The sequence below is a fragment of the Nibricoccus aquaticus genome (assembly GCF_002310495.1).
Classification (GTDB): domain Bacteria; phylum Verrucomicrobiota; class Verrucomicrobiia; order Opitutales; family Opitutaceae; genus Nibricoccus; species Nibricoccus aquaticus.
This window is the reverse complement of record NZ_CP023344.1, coordinates 3,626,127-3,639,790: the sequence shown is the minus strand read 5'-3', so window position 1 is coordinate 3,639,790 and position 13,664 is coordinate 3,626,127. Positions and strand designations below refer to the sequence as shown.

Here is a 13,664-nt window from a genome sequence, read left to right as displayed (position 1 = left end):
GCCTTACTTCACCCGGCGTCCTGCAACGCACGTGGCGATCTCGCCCACCGTCGCAAAAACTTCCTCGGGTTCGCACTCCCGCAACGCGTGCAGATGCGTGAACCCCCACCCCACCGCGCCGAAAGGAATCCCCTCCGCCTTCGCCGCCTCGATGTCGCGCACCTCGTCGCCGACGCACAGCGTTTCACTCGCGCTCACGCCGCATTTGCGCAACACCTTCCGCAGCTTCGTGCGCTTGCCAAAAAGCGACGCCCCGCACTCGAAGTGCGCCACCCGCGCCACATTTTTCGGCCCCAAAATTTTCCGGATGTTGCTCTCTACGCTAGAGCTCACGATCGCCACCGTCACCCCGCTGGCCGCCAGCTCCGCGAGCATTTTCTCAACACCCTCGAACAACGAAATCTTCCCTGTATCCCGCGCCGCCAGCTTTTGCAGATGCCGTCCGATCGCGGGCAGCCGCCAGCGCGACACGCCGAGGTGCTCGAGCACCTTCACCGCCGAGCTGCCACGCAGTTCATCGAGCTCCGCTCGCTCAAACATTTTGAACTTATGCTTCGCCGCCAGCTCATCGACCACCCCTAAAAACCACTCGAACGAATCCGCGAGGGTCCCGTCGAAATCGAAGATCACCAACTTGTACTTCATCAGAACGCTCCTGCCTGTCCGCACCACGCGACAAATCAATCTTCGTTTTCAGAACCGGTAAAACCCCCGCCCCGCCGTTCCGCGAAAAGCCTACAGTTCATCGTCATTTCCCTCGCGCAAAAGCGACGCATGAGGATCGCTCCGCACCCGCTCCAGCCAGTCTGCAATCAACGGATTTCCCGCCTCTTCCGGCCATCGCGCCGCGACCAGATCGATCACATGCAGCCCGCCATCGATGCCCCGGACAAAATTGCGCGCGTGCAAATCCCCGACCAGCCACGCACGCCCGCCCTGCCAGAAAAGCCGCGGGTGATCGCGATTCGCGCGTAGGAACCGCGACGGGATTTCGATCAGATCTGTCGGCAGCACACGCGACACATCGTCGCCCTGTGGCAGCGGATCGCCGAGCACTTGTTTCGCCACGAGGATTCCCTCGTACGTCACCGCGACCACCTCGCAGGCCATGCCGCCGAGCGCGTGGATGAGGAGGAGTTTCTCCAGTAACTGCCGGTACGTCCCGAGTCGTGCCTCCGCGTTGAACCACGCCTCCTCGCCACGGCGAAACCCAAACGCGCTGCCAATCGTGTCGCCCTCGCGTGGACGGAAAAATTTATACACCGAGCCATCGCTCTCCGCTGCAAACGCCCACGCCTCCACCCCGCCGCCGATACGGCGCATTAGTGCATTCGGCTCCTCCAACGGATTCTCCGAATCTGCCGGAAACCCAAACGTCTCCAGCGGCATCAACGGCAGACACACACGGAACGCCCTTATCGCGTCCCCCAGATCAGTCCACGGATGCCCAGCCGCTTCGAGCAGGCTTACTTCGTCTTCGGCGTAGAGGACGAGATTGCCGTCCGAATCTGCTCTAAGCCCGCAGTTTTCCGCTGCCTGCCCAAGGCGATCGAGTGCTTCCAATCGGCGCTCGTGATCGTGTTGAAGACGGCTTCTTTCGGACGGGCTTGGGAGCTGCCGGCCTTGGATGCAGGACGGGGAGCCGGAGAAGGGGTCTTCTTGCATGGGTCGGTCATGACGCGCGAACCGTCGCGGCGAGTCGCCCGCTAATCAACCCGAAGTTGCTGGAAATTGCCGACAAATTATTCACGAGCGCGGGAACCAGGCTGACCGCCGCGTGATCAGCCCAATACGAAAGATGCCACTCACCGAGTAACACGTGCTGCACCGCACGCCCCGCATCATCGACCGAGGAATAATCACCGTCCTGCTGCGGGTGCTCCGCCAGTTTTTCGATCAACCCAATCACGCTCCGCTGCTTCGCTCGTGAAAGCCCGACCAGTATCGTCGTCGCAGCAGCTGACAATACCGGCTCGTAAGCCGGCTTAGGCATGTCTCAGGGTCTTCTTAAGATCAACAAGTCGGGTCTTTTTGCCCTGATCCATCTCACGCATCCGGCGCGAGGTTTCTCTCCGCCCCTCCGCCGACTCATATTTTAGCCGCAACAGATACGACGTCACTTCCCGCCTCTCCTGAGCCGATAGCTTTGAAAGCTTTTGCTTCAAATCAAGAATCGCGACGGCGGTCATGCGGCAAAGTTAGTTCTGATCAAAACCCGTCAAGCCACCCGCTCACCCCGCCGCCTTTTGCAGCGCGGCCGGAGCCGGCGTTTTCCCAACCAACATTTTGTCCACGCGGTGCCGGTCCATATCCATGACCTCAAACCGCCAGCCGCCGTGGTCGAAATAATCGCCCGCAGCCGGAATCCGCCCGAAATGCGTCATCACGAAACCGCCCAGCGTCTGGAAATCCGCCTCATCCTCGTGCGGAAGCTCCTCCATCTGTACAAGCGTCTTGAGCTCATCGATGCTGAGCGTCGCATCGACTAGCCAGGAGCCGTCTTCGCGCTGCTTCATCGCCGCCGCCTGCCGCCGACCCTGCGCAGGCAGATCGCCTACGATGGCTTCGAGCACATCGATCAACGTCACCAAACCTTGGATCGCGCCAAACTCGTCACTCACCAGCGCGATGTGTTTGCTCGATTTCTTGAAGGCTTCGAGCAGTTGGATCGCGTTCATCGTCTCCGGCACGATCAGCGGCTGCACTAGCAGGTTTTTCAAATTCGTGGTGAGCCCGATCGCCGAATGCGCCCAGAGCGACTTCACCGAAACCATGCCGACCACCTGATCACGGCTCCCCTGGAAAACCGGGAAATACGAATGCCCGCTCGCCACGATCTTCCGCCAGCTCGCCTCTTCCGGATCGTCGAGATTGATAAAAACAATCTTGGGCCTCGGCGTCATCAGCGCCGTCACCGGCAGCTGATCGAGCTCCAGCACGCCTGCGACCATGTCCGTCTCCGTCTTGTTAAACACGCCCGCGTGCAGCCCTTGTTCGATCAAGATGTTTACCTCTTCTTCCGACACCGGCGTCTCCTTCTGCGGCTTCACGCCAAGCAGCTTGAGCAACGTCTCCGTGGCCAGCGTGAGCAGCGCGACCACCGGATAAAAAATCCACGTCAGCTTGCTCACCAGCGGGCCCAAAATCATCGCCGTCCGCTCCGGGTTCGCCAGACCGAGCCGCTTAGGGATCAGCTCGCCCACCACCACAGAGGCAAAAGTCACCGCCATCACAGAGATGATCAGCGCCACTTTCGACGCATTCTCCGCGCTCAACCACGACAGCTGGGCAAACAGCGGCGTCAATTTAGCCGCAAAACTCGCCCCCGTGTACGCGCCCTGCATGACGGTCAGCAACGAGATCGCCACCTGCACCGCCGATAAAAAGCGCGTCGGCTCATTCGCCAGCGCCAGCGCCGCCTTGGCGCTTTCGTGCCCTTCATCCGCAAGCTGCCTGAGCCGGGCCTTGCGCGACGAGACGACCGCAATCTCGGCCATGGCGAACACACCATTGGCGATCAACAGCAGGAAAAGAATGAATAGCTCGGTGGAAATTTCGGACATCGCGAATAAGGGCGGTCACGCTAACCAGCACGCTCTTGCAAGCAAACCCTTTGCCAGCGCGCGACAGGTCATTGAAAACGTAAACCGCATTTTTGTAACAGGTTGCCTCAACATCGGCCCCTCACACGAAAACTGGAATCCGCCCCAAAACCACCCGGATTCGCCGCGCGAATACACGCCAGCCCTGCGCTTCGCCCGCACCGCATTAACGGCGTCCGCTCAGCGCAACTGGCTCTCGCCGCCCGATCACTCCAGCGAGTCTTTGATCTGCGCAAACGCCTCGCGCGCCTCTTCGGCGCAATCCTGTAACAGCGACATCGATATGCCCGCCACCTTCAGCTTCTCCGGTGTCGTTTCCCAGGCACCGGACTCACCGGGCAGCACATAACCCGACTCGGCGGCGATGCCTGCAGCCAGATTGACTAACGTCGCCGTGCGCAAATGCGCATCCGGCACTTTGACCGCCAGATGCTGCTCGCGCACCGGGATGAAAACCGACGCCGGGAAATTCCACGAAGCCAGCACCGCTTCGGCCGCCTGCGCGTTACTCGCGCCGAAAACCGCCAGCTCCCACTCCAGCACCGAACCCTGCCCCGACCGCATAAAATCCTGCCCATAACCGAGCGACTGCTTCCCGAGTTTATCGAGGACAACTTTGCCCACCGAACGCATCAACCCGGCCGTGTACGCCGCGCGCGAATCCACCGCCGCGCGTTTCGCCAGTGATTCGACCGCGAGCGCCGTCAGCAGCGTGTTCGAGCGAAGAATAGAACCCGTGATTCCGTAAGAAGGCAGATCGTGATCGAAAACCTGCGCCGCCGACGCGAATCCCGTCAGCCGGTAAACCTCGGCAAAGCCCACGCGACCGACCGCGTCCTCAATCGACGCGATGCCACCGCCCGAGCCATACGCCGCGCTGTTGCTGATCCGGATCACACGCGCCGCCAGCGCCGTGTCGCGCTTCAGCAGGCGGGCGATCTCTTCGAGCCCGGAATTCACATCCATCAACAACTGCCCCAGCTGCGCCAGCACACCGGCCGATGCCGGCATCTGCTGGGCAATTTTAAGTAACTTCTCGCGAGGTAGACCTTGGGCAACAGTCATGGTGTAGCGAACATCGGAGCATGTTTATCGAAGGTAAAACCCACCCTCGATTTTCCCCGGACTTTAACGCGCCCTTTACGCGATTCCTCTCCGCGAAACCGAAAACACGCTCGTCGTCCCGATGTAGGCGGGGTGCCCCCACCCCGCTCAACGCTGATTACCCCTTCGATGGCAAAAGCGCGGTGAGGGCACCGCTCCCCCCATCGGACACAAAAACAAAAAAGGCGCTGCCGCAGCAGCGCCTTTTAGGCTCAGGAATCTTTATCTCCCGCCTTCGGCTTCCGACTGCGCGGCCGGCTCGCACCAGACGCGGCCGAAGACGATTTCTTCGCCGCAGACTTCGCCGCCTTGGCATTGAGCCAGAGCGAACCGTCGGTGGAGTTTTTATTCAGCCAGAAAATCTCCCCGGCCTGCTCGACGAAAACCGGCTTAGCATCGCTGTCCGCCGGGACGACAAGTCCCGCGCCAGTCAACGTGCCAAGGAACACGTCTTCGCTCTTCTCCAAAGTGCGTGCGAGGAAACCGACTTCGCCGGAAACACCGCTGCCGCGCTTGTTAGGCTTGAGCAGCAAACGCACCGCTGTGAGCACAGGATTCTCACCCGAGACAGCCACTGGAGCATCTGACGACTCCGCCGGTTTAGCCGGGGATTCCTCGGACACTGGCAACGCCACGGCTGCGACGTCCGCCTGAGCAGGCTCGACGGCTGCCGCGGATTCCTGCGCCGGTTTGTCCTGATCGAGCGGACCGGTCGATGCCGGGCCGGGCGCCGACTCGTAAGACGGCACGGCGGGAGCCGCCTCTTCGCCGCTTCCGTTACCATGGCCGCCACTGCTGGCGCTGGGCTGGCGTTCGCCGTCGCGCTTCTCGCGTCCGTTGATCCAGACACCGCCACGGCCGTCTTTGTTGATCCAATACACAGCGCCGTCGATTTCGACGTACACCGGTTTGTCGTTCGCGTTCTCGGGCACGTTCAAACCGAGCACGGTGAAAGCCGCCACGAGATCGGCTTCGCTCATGTTGAGAGCACGCGCGAGGAACGGGAAACTGCCCGAGTAGCCCGGACCACGACGGTTGCGGCGCATCTGCGGACGGATCTTCTCCAAAAGCTCCGCTTCCGGCGGGAGGGGACCGGACAACACCTTTGTCGTCTCCTCAGACGAGGAAGACTCTTTATCCCCACTGGAGCCCGAGGTTCCTGCGGTGGCGGCATTTGCTGCACGTTCAGCAGCGCGGGCGGCTTGTTCAGCGTCGCGTTTCTCGCGAGCGAGGCGGGCGGCTTCACGCGCGGCGTCGGAGGCAGCCTGACGCGCGAGGCGCTCGGCCTTTTGTTTCTCGATCTCGGCCTTCTCGGCCGTGCGCTCGGCGACCAGTTCGACAGCGGCGGGATCTTCGGCTGCAAGTTTTATGGCCTTTGCGGTGCGAAACGCGGGGCGCGGTTTCTCGCGGCTGTTGATGAAGAGCTGGCCGCGATTGTTGCGGTTCACCCAGAACAGATCGCCTTCAAATTCAAAATACTCCGGATCTTCATCCTCGGTCTCGGGAACAGTCAGGCCGCACTCCTTGAGTGCGCCGACGACATCGGACTCACGCTGCTCCCAGCGGCGGGCGAGTTGATCGATACCCGCAGAGTTGCCCGGGCCTTTTTGATTCCGGCGGAGGAGCGGCTTGATCGCTTCAAAGAAGGTCGGGAGCTCGTCCTGATTATCTTCCCAGTTATCCCAATCTTCGGCCTCGTCCTGCGCCTGCGGATCTTGGTCGCGCTCGGTGTCGCGGAATGCGCGCAGCGAGGAGCCGGGGGCATTTTTCGACGACTCGGCCTCCGCCGCGATCGCGGCAGGCAACTCGGGTTTCTCCTCGACGTGCGCAGCGGCTGATTTCGCGGGCGCGTGAGCCGGTTCGTAAGCCGATGGTCGTGGCGGCGAAGCCACGGCGGCGACTTCCGGCGGTACCCAATCGCGCATCGTCGAACGGCGGGCGAGGCCGTTAAACGCGAGCGGATTGTTAGGTAACGTCTGAAAGTGGATGATCTCCCACTCGTCTTTGCCGAGTGTGTTGAGGTGCGTCTCCATCAGGGCCGGCGATGCGAATCCATGCAGGCCGCTGGTGATGACTTTGTATTCCCAAAGTGCCATAAAGCGTAGTGTTGCGGGTAGGCGGCAAGGCATCCCAAATCGCGCCCGCCTTGCCCAGCCTAATCTCTGGCAAGTCAGTATAACTCCGCAAAGTACACCGCCCCCGCACCGCCACACCGGCTCTCCCGCGCAATCACTCCCTATGAGAACAACCCGCCTCCTCCTCGCCGCCTGCCTCACTCTCTCCACCGCGTTCCCGGCTTTCGCCGCCCCGACGCCCATCACCCCGGTCCCGGCCCACGCCGCCGGACGCTTGGCAACCGTGCAGCTCCGCGTCTCGCCCGATCACCGCGACTGGACGTACCAGCCCGGCGAAAACGTCAAATTTACCGTCGCCGTCACCGCCGACAACGAGCCGCTCGCTGGCGCAAACATCACCTACAAGGTCGGCCCCGAGATGCTCCCGATGGACGAGAAAACCGCCACCGCCTCAGCCGACGGCATCGTCACCATCGATGGCGGCACGCTGAAAGTCCCGGGTTTCATCCGCTGCATCGTCACCGCCGAATTCGGCGGGAAAACTTACCGCGGCCTAGCGACCGCCGCCTTCGCCCCCGAGAAAATCCAGCCCACGCAAACCGAGCCCGCCGACTTCGATGCTTTCTGGGACGCAGGCAAAGCCGAACTCGCGAAGGTGCCGTTGGAGCCCGAGATCACGCTCATGCCGGAAGCCTGCACCCCCGCAGTGAATGTTTATCACGTCAGCTTCCGCACCGTCGGCTCCTCCGGCCAGTACGTTTCCCGCATCTATGGCATCCTCTGCGAACCCAAAGCCCCCGGGAAATACCCGGCCGTGCTGCGCGTCCCCGGCGCCGGCGTGCGTCCCTACACCGGTAGCAAAGAGCTGTCCGCCCGCGGCGTCATCACGCTCGACATCGGCATCCACGGCATCCCCGTCAACCTCGCCCCCGGCCTCTACGACCAACTCCGCACCGGCGCTCTCAGCGGCTATCACCTCTACAACCTCGATAACAAAGACCTCTACTACTACCGCCGCGTTTACCTGAGCTGCGTGCGCGCAAATGACTTCCTCGTCTCGCGCGAGATGTACGACGGCCAGAACCTCGTCGTCACCGGTGGCAGCCAGGGTGGCCAGCTCACGATCGTGACGACCGCGCTCGATCCACGCGTGAAAGGCCTCGCCCCACAATTCCCCGCGTACTGCGACGTCACCGGCTATCTCAACGGTCGCGCTGGCGGCTGGCCGCACATGTTCCGCCCGGACGCGAAGACCGGCGAAAACTTCCACGCCACGCCCGCGAAGATCGCGACGACCTCCTACTACGACACCGTCAACTTCGCCAAACGCGTGAAAGTCCCCGGCCACTACACCTGGGGCTACAACGACGAAACCTGTCCCCCGACTTCGATGTACGCCGCGTTCAATCAGATCAACGCGCCCAAGGAACTCGTCCTCGCGCTCGAAGCCAACCACCCGATCATCCCCGAGCAGACGGAAGCAGTCGCGAAGTGGATCGGAGGCTTTCTGAAACTCACGAAGTAAGCGGCGGCGAAATACGCGGAAATCTCGTTGGAGGCGCGGTGCCCTCACCGCGCATGACGCTGATTCCGCTTTCGATGCTTAAGCGCGGTGAGGGCACCGCGCTTAACCTCCAATAAAGCAGTCAGCCTCGTTTTCAGTCGCCCACAAAAAAGGCGCGCTCCATTCGGAGCGCGCCTTGAAGTTCTTAGGAGCAGTTGAAAACGCTCGTTCGTCAGCGTTGGAGCTGCGTGGACTTAGTAGTCCATGCCGCCGCCACCACCGGGAGGATGCGCGTGACCGGCTTCCTTCTTCTCCGGAGCGTCGGTGATGATCGCTTCGGTCGTGAGGAGGAGGCCTGCGATCGACGCGGCGTTCTGGAGGGCGATGCGCGTGACCTTCGTGGGATCGACGACGCCGGCCTTGACGAGATCGACGTATTCGCCGGTCGCCACGTTGTAGCCGTTGTTGCCCTTGCTCGAGAGCACCTGCTGGACAACAACTGCGCCTTCGAGGCCAGCGTTGAACACGAGCTGCTTGAGAGGAGCCTCAACTGCGCGACGGATGATCTGAGCGCCGAGTTTCTCGTCGCCTTCGAGCGTGAGCGTCACTGCATCGATCGCCTTTGCGGTGCGGAGGAGAGCCACGCCGCCACCGGAAACGATACCCTCTTCAACGGCTGCGCGGGTCGCATGGAGAGCGTCTTCGACGCGCTGTTTCTTTTCCTTCATCTCGGACTCGGTGGCTGCACCGACGTTGATGACGGCCACGCCTCCAGCGAGCTTCGCGAGACGCTCCTGGAGCTTCTCCTTGTCGTAGTCGGACGTGGTTTCTTCGATCTGGCGGCGGATCTGTTTCACGCGGCCCTGGATGTCGGACGACTTGCCCGAACCTTCGACGATCGTGGTGTTTTCCTTGTCGACCACGATGCGCTTCGCGCGACCGAGATCGGCAACGGTGACATTCTCCAGCTTGATGCCGAGGTCTTCGGAGAGGAGCTTGCCGCCGGTGAGGACAGCGATGTCTTCGAGGATAGCCTTACGGCGATCACCGAAGCCAGGAGCCTTGACGGCGACGACGTTGAGCGTGCCGCGGATCTTGTTCACCACGAGAGCAGCGAGGGCTTCGCCTTCGACTTCTTCAGCGATGATGAGGAGCGGCTTGCCGGTCTTGGCGCTGGCCTGGAGGATCGGGAGGAACTCTTGGAGATTGGAGATCTTCTTCTCGTGGATGAGGACGTAAGCGTCTTCGAGAAGCGCTTCCTGGCTCTCCGCGTTGGTCGCGAAGTAAGGCGAGAGATAGCCCTTGTCGAACTGCATGCCTTCGACGACGTCGAGGGTGGTCTCGATGGACTTGGCTTCTTCAACCGTGACGGTGCCGTCTTTGCCGACCTTATCGAGAGCTTCGGCGATGATGTTACCGATCTCGGCGTCCCAATTGGCGGAGACGGTGGCGACCTGGCGGATTTCCTCGGAGGCGTTCACCTTCTTGGAGATCTTGGCGAGCTCGGCGACAGCGGCTTCAACAGCCTTGTCGATACCGCGCTTCAAGTAGATCGGGTTCGCGCCGGCAGTGACGTGCTTGAGGCCTTCTTTGTAGACGGCTTCCGCGAGGACCGTGGCGGTCGTGGTGCCGTCACCGGCGGAGTCGTTCGTCTTGGAAGCGACTTCCTTCACGAGCTGCGCGCCGATGTTTTCGTAGGCGTCTGGCAACTCGATTTCCTTGGCGACGGTCACGCCGTCCTTCGTGACGGTGGGTGAGCCGAATTTCTTGTCGATGACGACATTGCGGCCCTTCGGTCCGAGGGTGACCTTGACAGCGCGAGCGAGGAGCTCGACGCCGCGAAGAATTTTTTGGCGGGCTGCTTCGTCGAAGAGAATTTGTTTAGCGGGCATGTTTTTTAAGAGTGAGTTTTAAGTTGTAGGTAAATTCCGGGCACGCGCTTAGCCAACGACGCCGAGGATGTCGTCTTCGCGAACGATCGTGTACTTCACGTCGTCGATCTTCACTTCGGTGCCGCCGTATTTGCTGATGAGGACCTTGTCGCCGACTTTGACTTCGAACGCGACGGACTTGCCGTTTTCGTCCTTCTTGCCGGTGCCGATGGCGATGACTTCAGCCTCCTGCGGCTTTTCCTTGGCGGAGTCCGGGATGATGATGCCGCCGCGGACTTGCTCTTTGTTGTCTTCGAGATGCTTCACGAGGACGCGATCGCCGATGGGCTTGATTTTAACTTTTGCCATATAGGTTGTGGATTTGGGTTTGAGGAAGGTTGTTGGTTTTAGGAACAACACACGCCGCCGGTTGAAGCCGGGCGGCGCGTGTGGGTTTCCGAAAGTTATTTCTTGTTCTTGTCGTCATCGACGACCTCGAAGTCCGCGTCCACGACGTCGGCTTTCTTCTCGGTCTTCTTTGACGGGCCGCTTTCAGAAGAGGAAGCGGATGGACCAGCATCAGCACCGGGCGCTCCTTCTGGGCCGCCAGCCGCGCCAGCTTGCTGAGCTTGGGCGTAAAGTTCGGCACCGAGCTTGGTGAGGTTCTCGGACGCAGCCTTGATCTTGTCGGCGTCGTTGGACTCGAGATCCTTCTTCGCTTCAGCGATCGCCGCTTCGAGCGGGGCCTTCTTGTCGGCGGGGAACTTGTCGCCCGCGTCCTTGATGGCTTTCTCGAGTTGGTAGATCGAGCTATCGAGCTGGTTCTTCGCCTCGACGGCGTCACGACGTTTCTTGTCTTCGGTCGCGTGGAGCTCGGCTTCCTTGGTCATCTTCTCGACCTCTTCCTTCGACAGACCGGAAGAGTTCGAGATGGTGATCTTCTGGTCTTTGCCGGTGCCGAGATCCTTCGCGGAGACGTGGAGAATACCGTTCGCGTCGATGTCGAAAGTGACCTCGATCTGTGGCGTGCCGCGTGGTGCGGGAGCGATGCCATCGAGCTTGAAATTGCCAATGGTTTTATTGTCGCGAGACATCGGACGCTCGCCTTGAAGAACCACGATTTCAACGCCTGGCTGATTGTCCGCGTAAGTGGAGAAAACCTGCGTCTTCTTCGATGGGATCGTCGTGTTGCGGGAGATCATCGGCGTGGCAACATTGCCAGCGGTCTCGATGCCGAGCGTGAGCGGAGTCACGTCGAGCAGGAGAACGTCGCGGACTTCGCCCTTGAGCACGCCACCCTGAACAGCCGCGCCGATGGCAACGACTTCGTCGGGATTCACGCCTTGATGCGGCGGTTTTCCGCCGAGGCCCTTCGCGAGTTCGACCACGCGAGGCATGCGAGTCATACCGCCGACGAGCACGAGTTCATCGATCTTCGACGAGTCGAGACCAGCATCCTTCAAGCAGCTCTTGAACGGAGGCAGACAGCGCTGGAAGAGATCTTCACAGATCTGCTCCATCTTGGCGCGAGTGAGCGCGATGTTGAGATGCTTCGGGCCGGAGGCGTCTGCCGTGATAAACGGGAGATTGATGTCCACCGACTGCGTCGAAGAGAGCGCGATCTTGGCTTTCTCGGCCTCTTCTTTGAGACGCTGGAGAGCCATCGGATCTTTGCGGAGATCGATGCCGTTTTCCTTTTTGAAAGTATCGACGAGCCAGTTGATGAGAGCTTCGTCCCAGTTATCGCCGCCGAGGTGCGTGTCGCCGTTCGTGGCTTTGACCTCGAAGACACCGTCGCCGATTTCGAGCACGGAAACGTCGAACGTGCCGCCGCCCAAATCGAACACCGCGATCTTCTCGTCCTTCTTCTTATCGAGACCGTACGCAAGCGAGGCAGCGGTCGGCTCGTTGATAATACGCATCACTTCGAGACCGGCGATCTTGCCCGCGTCTTTTGTGGCCTGACGCTGGGCGTCGTTAAAGTAAGCAGGAACGGTAATGACCGCCTGGGAAATCTTCTCGCCGAGATAGGCTTCGGCATCGGCTTTCAGCTTCGCGAGGACGAACGACGCGATCTGCTGAGGAGCGAACTGCTCGGTCTTATCGCCGACCTGCGCTTCGATGTAAGCATCGCCGCCTTTGCCTTCGACGACCTTGAACGGGAAGCTGGCGATCTCCTTTTGGATCTCCGAAAACTTGCGGCCGATCAGGCGCTTCGCGGAGAAAATGGTGTTGCGAGGATTGGTCACTGCCTGGCGCTTGGCGGCTTGGCCAACGAGACGTTCACCAGTCTTGGTGAAAGCAACGACCGACGGAGTTGTACGCGCACCTTCGGCGTTCGGGATGACGACAGGCTCGCCGCCCTCCATGACCGACATACACGAGTTGGTGGTACCTAGATCGATTCCTAAAATACGGCTCATGCCCGCCTTTTAGCAATGCATGTGCCCTCGCTTCCCGATCACCACTTAGAAGTAGCCCACCAACGACTTAAAAATTTTCGCGCACTTAAATGTCCATTCCGGCACCCACCATTTTGAGCCGCCCTGTCACACTCCTGTCGCGTCTTTGAAAAACGGGCGCGCACCTGTGTCACGCCTTCGACCGACCACCCGCTTCTCACGAAAAGCCGCCAACGTCCTGTTGAATTCCATCTTCCCGCGCTTACCGTCCCGACTATGGAAATGGAAATCGTGCTGCCAGGTCAGATCTCGGTGATGACCCTGCCTAACGTCGCGTTTTTTCCCCAAGCCCTGATGCCGCTGCACATCTTCGAGCCGCGCTACCGCCAGATGCTCAAAGAATCTCTAGCCACGCACCGCCTCTTCGCCGTCGCCGGGATCGACCCCAAGCGCGCCGAAGACGCCACGCAGTTCGAGCCCGCCCACCGAATCGCCACCGTCGGCATCGTCCGCGCCTGTCAGAAAGCCGATAACGGCACCTCCAATCTCCTCCTCCAAGGCCTCGCCCGCATCGAGTTCACCGCAATCCTCCGCGAAGAACCTTATCGCATCGCCCGCATCCGCGCCCTCACCAGCGAGCCCGGCGCCGCCGATCCCGAAAACAGCCGCCTCCGCACCGACCTCGCGAAACTCATCATCACCAAACAACGCCTCGGCGGCAAAGTCCCGGCCGACTTCGCGAAATTCCTCAAAACCATCGAGGACCCCGAGACTTTCGTCGACCTGGCCGCCTTCAGTCTCTGCGAAAACGCTTCGATGAAACAGCAGCTCCTCGAAACCCTCGATGTGCATCGCCGCCTGCAGCTGTTCACCGACCAGCTCCGCGTCGAAATCGAAACGATCAAACTGCGCCGCAAACTCCAAGGCCGGCTCACCGACGACCACATCGGCGACAACTAAGCCACTCGTCCGGAGCGCAAAAACAAAAACCCGCCGGGGCATTTCGCCACACGACGGGTTTTCTAAAACTGGAGCCGAAGGCCGGGATCGAACCGGCGACCAGCGGTTTACGATACCGCTGCTCTACCACTGAGCTACTTCGGCGT

Annotated in this window: 12 protein-coding genes and 1 tRNA gene; 2 read left to right on the top strand and 11 right to left on the bottom strand. The window is 60.8% G+C overall.

Features of this window, described 5'->3' with window-relative positions; translation table 11 throughout:
* Window positions 1–3: 3 nt before the first annotated feature.
* From CMV30_RS14675 to CMV30_RS14645, 7 genes are all read right to left on the bottom strand, one after another.
* Complete coding sequence (locus CMV30_RS14675; protein ID WP_096057791.1) at window positions 4–645, bottom strand: HAD hydrolase-like protein; 642 nt, start codon at window positions 643–645, stop codon at window positions 4–6.
* Window positions 646–735: 90 nt separating this feature from the next.
* Window positions 736–1,665 carry a hypothetical protein gene (locus CMV30_RS14670; protein ID WP_096056728.1) on the bottom strand — a complete coding sequence of 310 codons (930 nt, stop codon included), beginning with the start codon at window positions 1,663–1,665 and terminating at the stop codon, window positions 736–738.
* A 7-nt stretch (window positions 1,666–1,672) separates the two neighbouring features.
* A complete protein-coding gene (locus CMV30_RS14665) occupies window positions 1,673–1,993 on the bottom strand; it encodes a hypothetical protein (RefSeq protein ID WP_096056727.1) in 321 nt (106 codons plus the stop codon).
* Window positions 1,986–2,189 (bottom strand): hypothetical protein, encoded by a 204-nt coding sequence (locus CMV30_RS14660; RefSeq protein ID WP_096056726.1) that lies wholly within the window; start codon window positions 2,187–2,189, stop codon window positions 1,986–1,988. The genes CMV30_RS14665 and CMV30_RS14660 overlap by 8 nt, the downstream gene beginning before the upstream one ends.
* A 42-nt stretch (window positions 2,190–2,231) precedes the next feature.
* Entirely contained in the window at window positions 2,232–3,563 is a 1,332-nt protein-coding gene (locus CMV30_RS14655; RefSeq protein ID WP_096056725.1) for a hemolysin family protein, read from the bottom strand.
* Window positions 3,564–3,809: 246 nt separating this feature from the next.
* Window positions 3,810–4,667: an HDOD domain-containing protein gene (locus tag CMV30_RS14650; RefSeq protein ID WP_096056724.1), complete on the bottom strand. Its 858-nt coding sequence runs from the start codon at window positions 4,665–4,667 to the stop codon at window positions 3,810–3,812.
* Between the two features lie 251 nt (window positions 4,668–4,918).
* A complete protein-coding gene (locus CMV30_RS14645; protein ID WP_096056723.1) occupies window positions 4,919–6,802 on the bottom strand; it encodes a hypothetical protein in 1,884 nt (627 codons plus the stop codon).
* Window positions 6,803–6,944: 142 nt separating this feature from the next.
* On the opposite strand from CMV30_RS14645, the gene CMV30_RS14640 reads away from it, so the two are divergent.
* On the top strand, window positions 6,945–8,306 hold the full coding sequence (locus tag CMV30_RS14640; RefSeq protein WP_096056722.1) for an acetylxylan esterase: 1,362 nt from the start codon (window positions 6,945–6,947) through the stop codon (window positions 8,304–8,306).
* A 233-nt stretch (window positions 8,307–8,539) separates the two neighbouring features.
* On the opposite strand, the gene groL is transcribed toward CMV30_RS14640, so the two are convergent.
* From groL to dnaK, 3 genes are all read right to left on the bottom strand, one after another.
* Window positions 8,540–10,177: a chaperonin GroEL gene (gene groL / locus CMV30_RS14635; RefSeq protein ID WP_096056721.1), complete on the bottom strand. Its 1,638-nt coding sequence runs from the start codon at window positions 10,175–10,177 to the stop codon at window positions 8,540–8,542.
* Window positions 10,178–10,225: 48 nt separating this feature from the next.
* Window positions 10,226–10,525 (bottom strand): co-chaperone GroES, encoded by a 300-nt coding sequence (locus CMV30_RS14630; RefSeq protein ID WP_096057790.1) that lies wholly within the window; start codon window positions 10,523–10,525, stop codon window positions 10,226–10,228.
* A 95-nt stretch (window positions 10,526–10,620) separates the two neighbouring features.
* On the bottom strand, window positions 10,621–12,579 hold the full coding sequence (dnaK, locus tag CMV30_RS14625; protein WP_096056720.1) for a molecular chaperone DnaK: 1,959 nt from the start codon (window positions 12,577–12,579) through the stop codon (window positions 10,621–10,623).
* Between the two features lie 255 nt (window positions 12,580–12,834).
* On the opposite strand from dnaK, the gene CMV30_RS14620 reads away from it, so the two are divergent.
* Window positions 12,835–13,518: an LON peptidase substrate-binding domain-containing protein gene (locus CMV30_RS14620; protein ID WP_096056719.1), complete on the top strand. Its 684-nt coding sequence runs from the start codon at window positions 12,835–12,837 to the stop codon at window positions 13,516–13,518.
* A gap of 69 nt (window positions 13,519–13,587) precedes the next feature.
* Here the strand turns inward: CMV30_RS14620 and CMV30_RS14615 are convergent.
* Window positions 13,588–13,662, bottom strand: a tRNA-Thr gene (locus tag CMV30_RS14615).
* Window positions 13,663–13,664 lie beyond the last annotated feature (2 nt).

What these genes read in the sequence shown, in the direction of transcription:
- CMV30_RS14645 (WP_096056723.1), bottom strand. Translation starts at nt 6,802, where the DNA reads ATGGCACTTTGGGAATACAAAGTCATCACCAGCGGCCTGCATGGATTC.
- CMV30_RS14665 (WP_096056727.1), bottom strand. Translation starts at nt 1,993, where the DNA reads ATGCCTAAGCCGGCTTACGAGCCGGTATTGTCAGCTGCTGCGACGACG.
- CMV30_RS14640 (WP_096056722.1), top strand. Translation starts at nt 6,945, where the DNA reads ATGAGAACAACCCGCCTCCTCCTCGCCGCCTGCCTCACTCTCTCCACC.
- CMV30_RS14670 (WP_096056728.1), bottom strand. Translation starts at nt 1,665, where the DNA reads ATGCAAGAAGACCCCTTCTCCGGCTCCCCGTCCTGCATCCAAGGCCGG.
- CMV30_RS14650 (WP_096056724.1), bottom strand. Translation starts at nt 4,667, where the DNA reads ATGACTGTTGCCCAAGGTCTACCTCGCGAGAAGTTACTTAAAATTGCC.
- CMV30_RS14630 (WP_096057790.1), bottom strand. Translation starts at nt 10,525, where the DNA reads ATGGCAAAAGTTAAAATCAAGCCCATCGGCGATCGCGTCCTCGTGAAG.
- CMV30_RS14620 (WP_096056719.1), top strand. Translation starts at nt 12,835, where the DNA reads ATGGAAATGGAAATCGTGCTGCCAGGTCAGATCTCGGTGATGACCCTG.
- CMV30_RS14660 (WP_096056726.1), bottom strand. Translation starts at nt 2,189, where the DNA reads ATGACCGCCGTCGCGATTCTTGATTTGAAGCAAAAGCTTTCAAAGCTA.
- CMV30_RS14655 (WP_096056725.1), bottom strand. Translation starts at nt 3,563, where the DNA reads ATGTCCGAAATTTCCACCGAGCTATTCATTCTTTTCCTGCTGTTGATC.
- CMV30_RS14675 (WP_096057791.1), bottom strand. Translation starts at nt 645, where the DNA reads ATGAAGTACAAGTTGGTGATCTTCGATTTCGACGGGACCCTCGCGGAT.
- groL (WP_096056721.1), bottom strand. Translation starts at nt 10,177, where the DNA reads ATGCCCGCTAAACAAATTCTCTTCGACGAAGCAGCCCGCCAAAAAATT.
- dnaK (WP_096056720.1), bottom strand. Translation starts at nt 12,579, where the DNA reads ATGAGCCGTATTTTAGGAATCGATCTAGGTACCACCAACTCGTGTATG.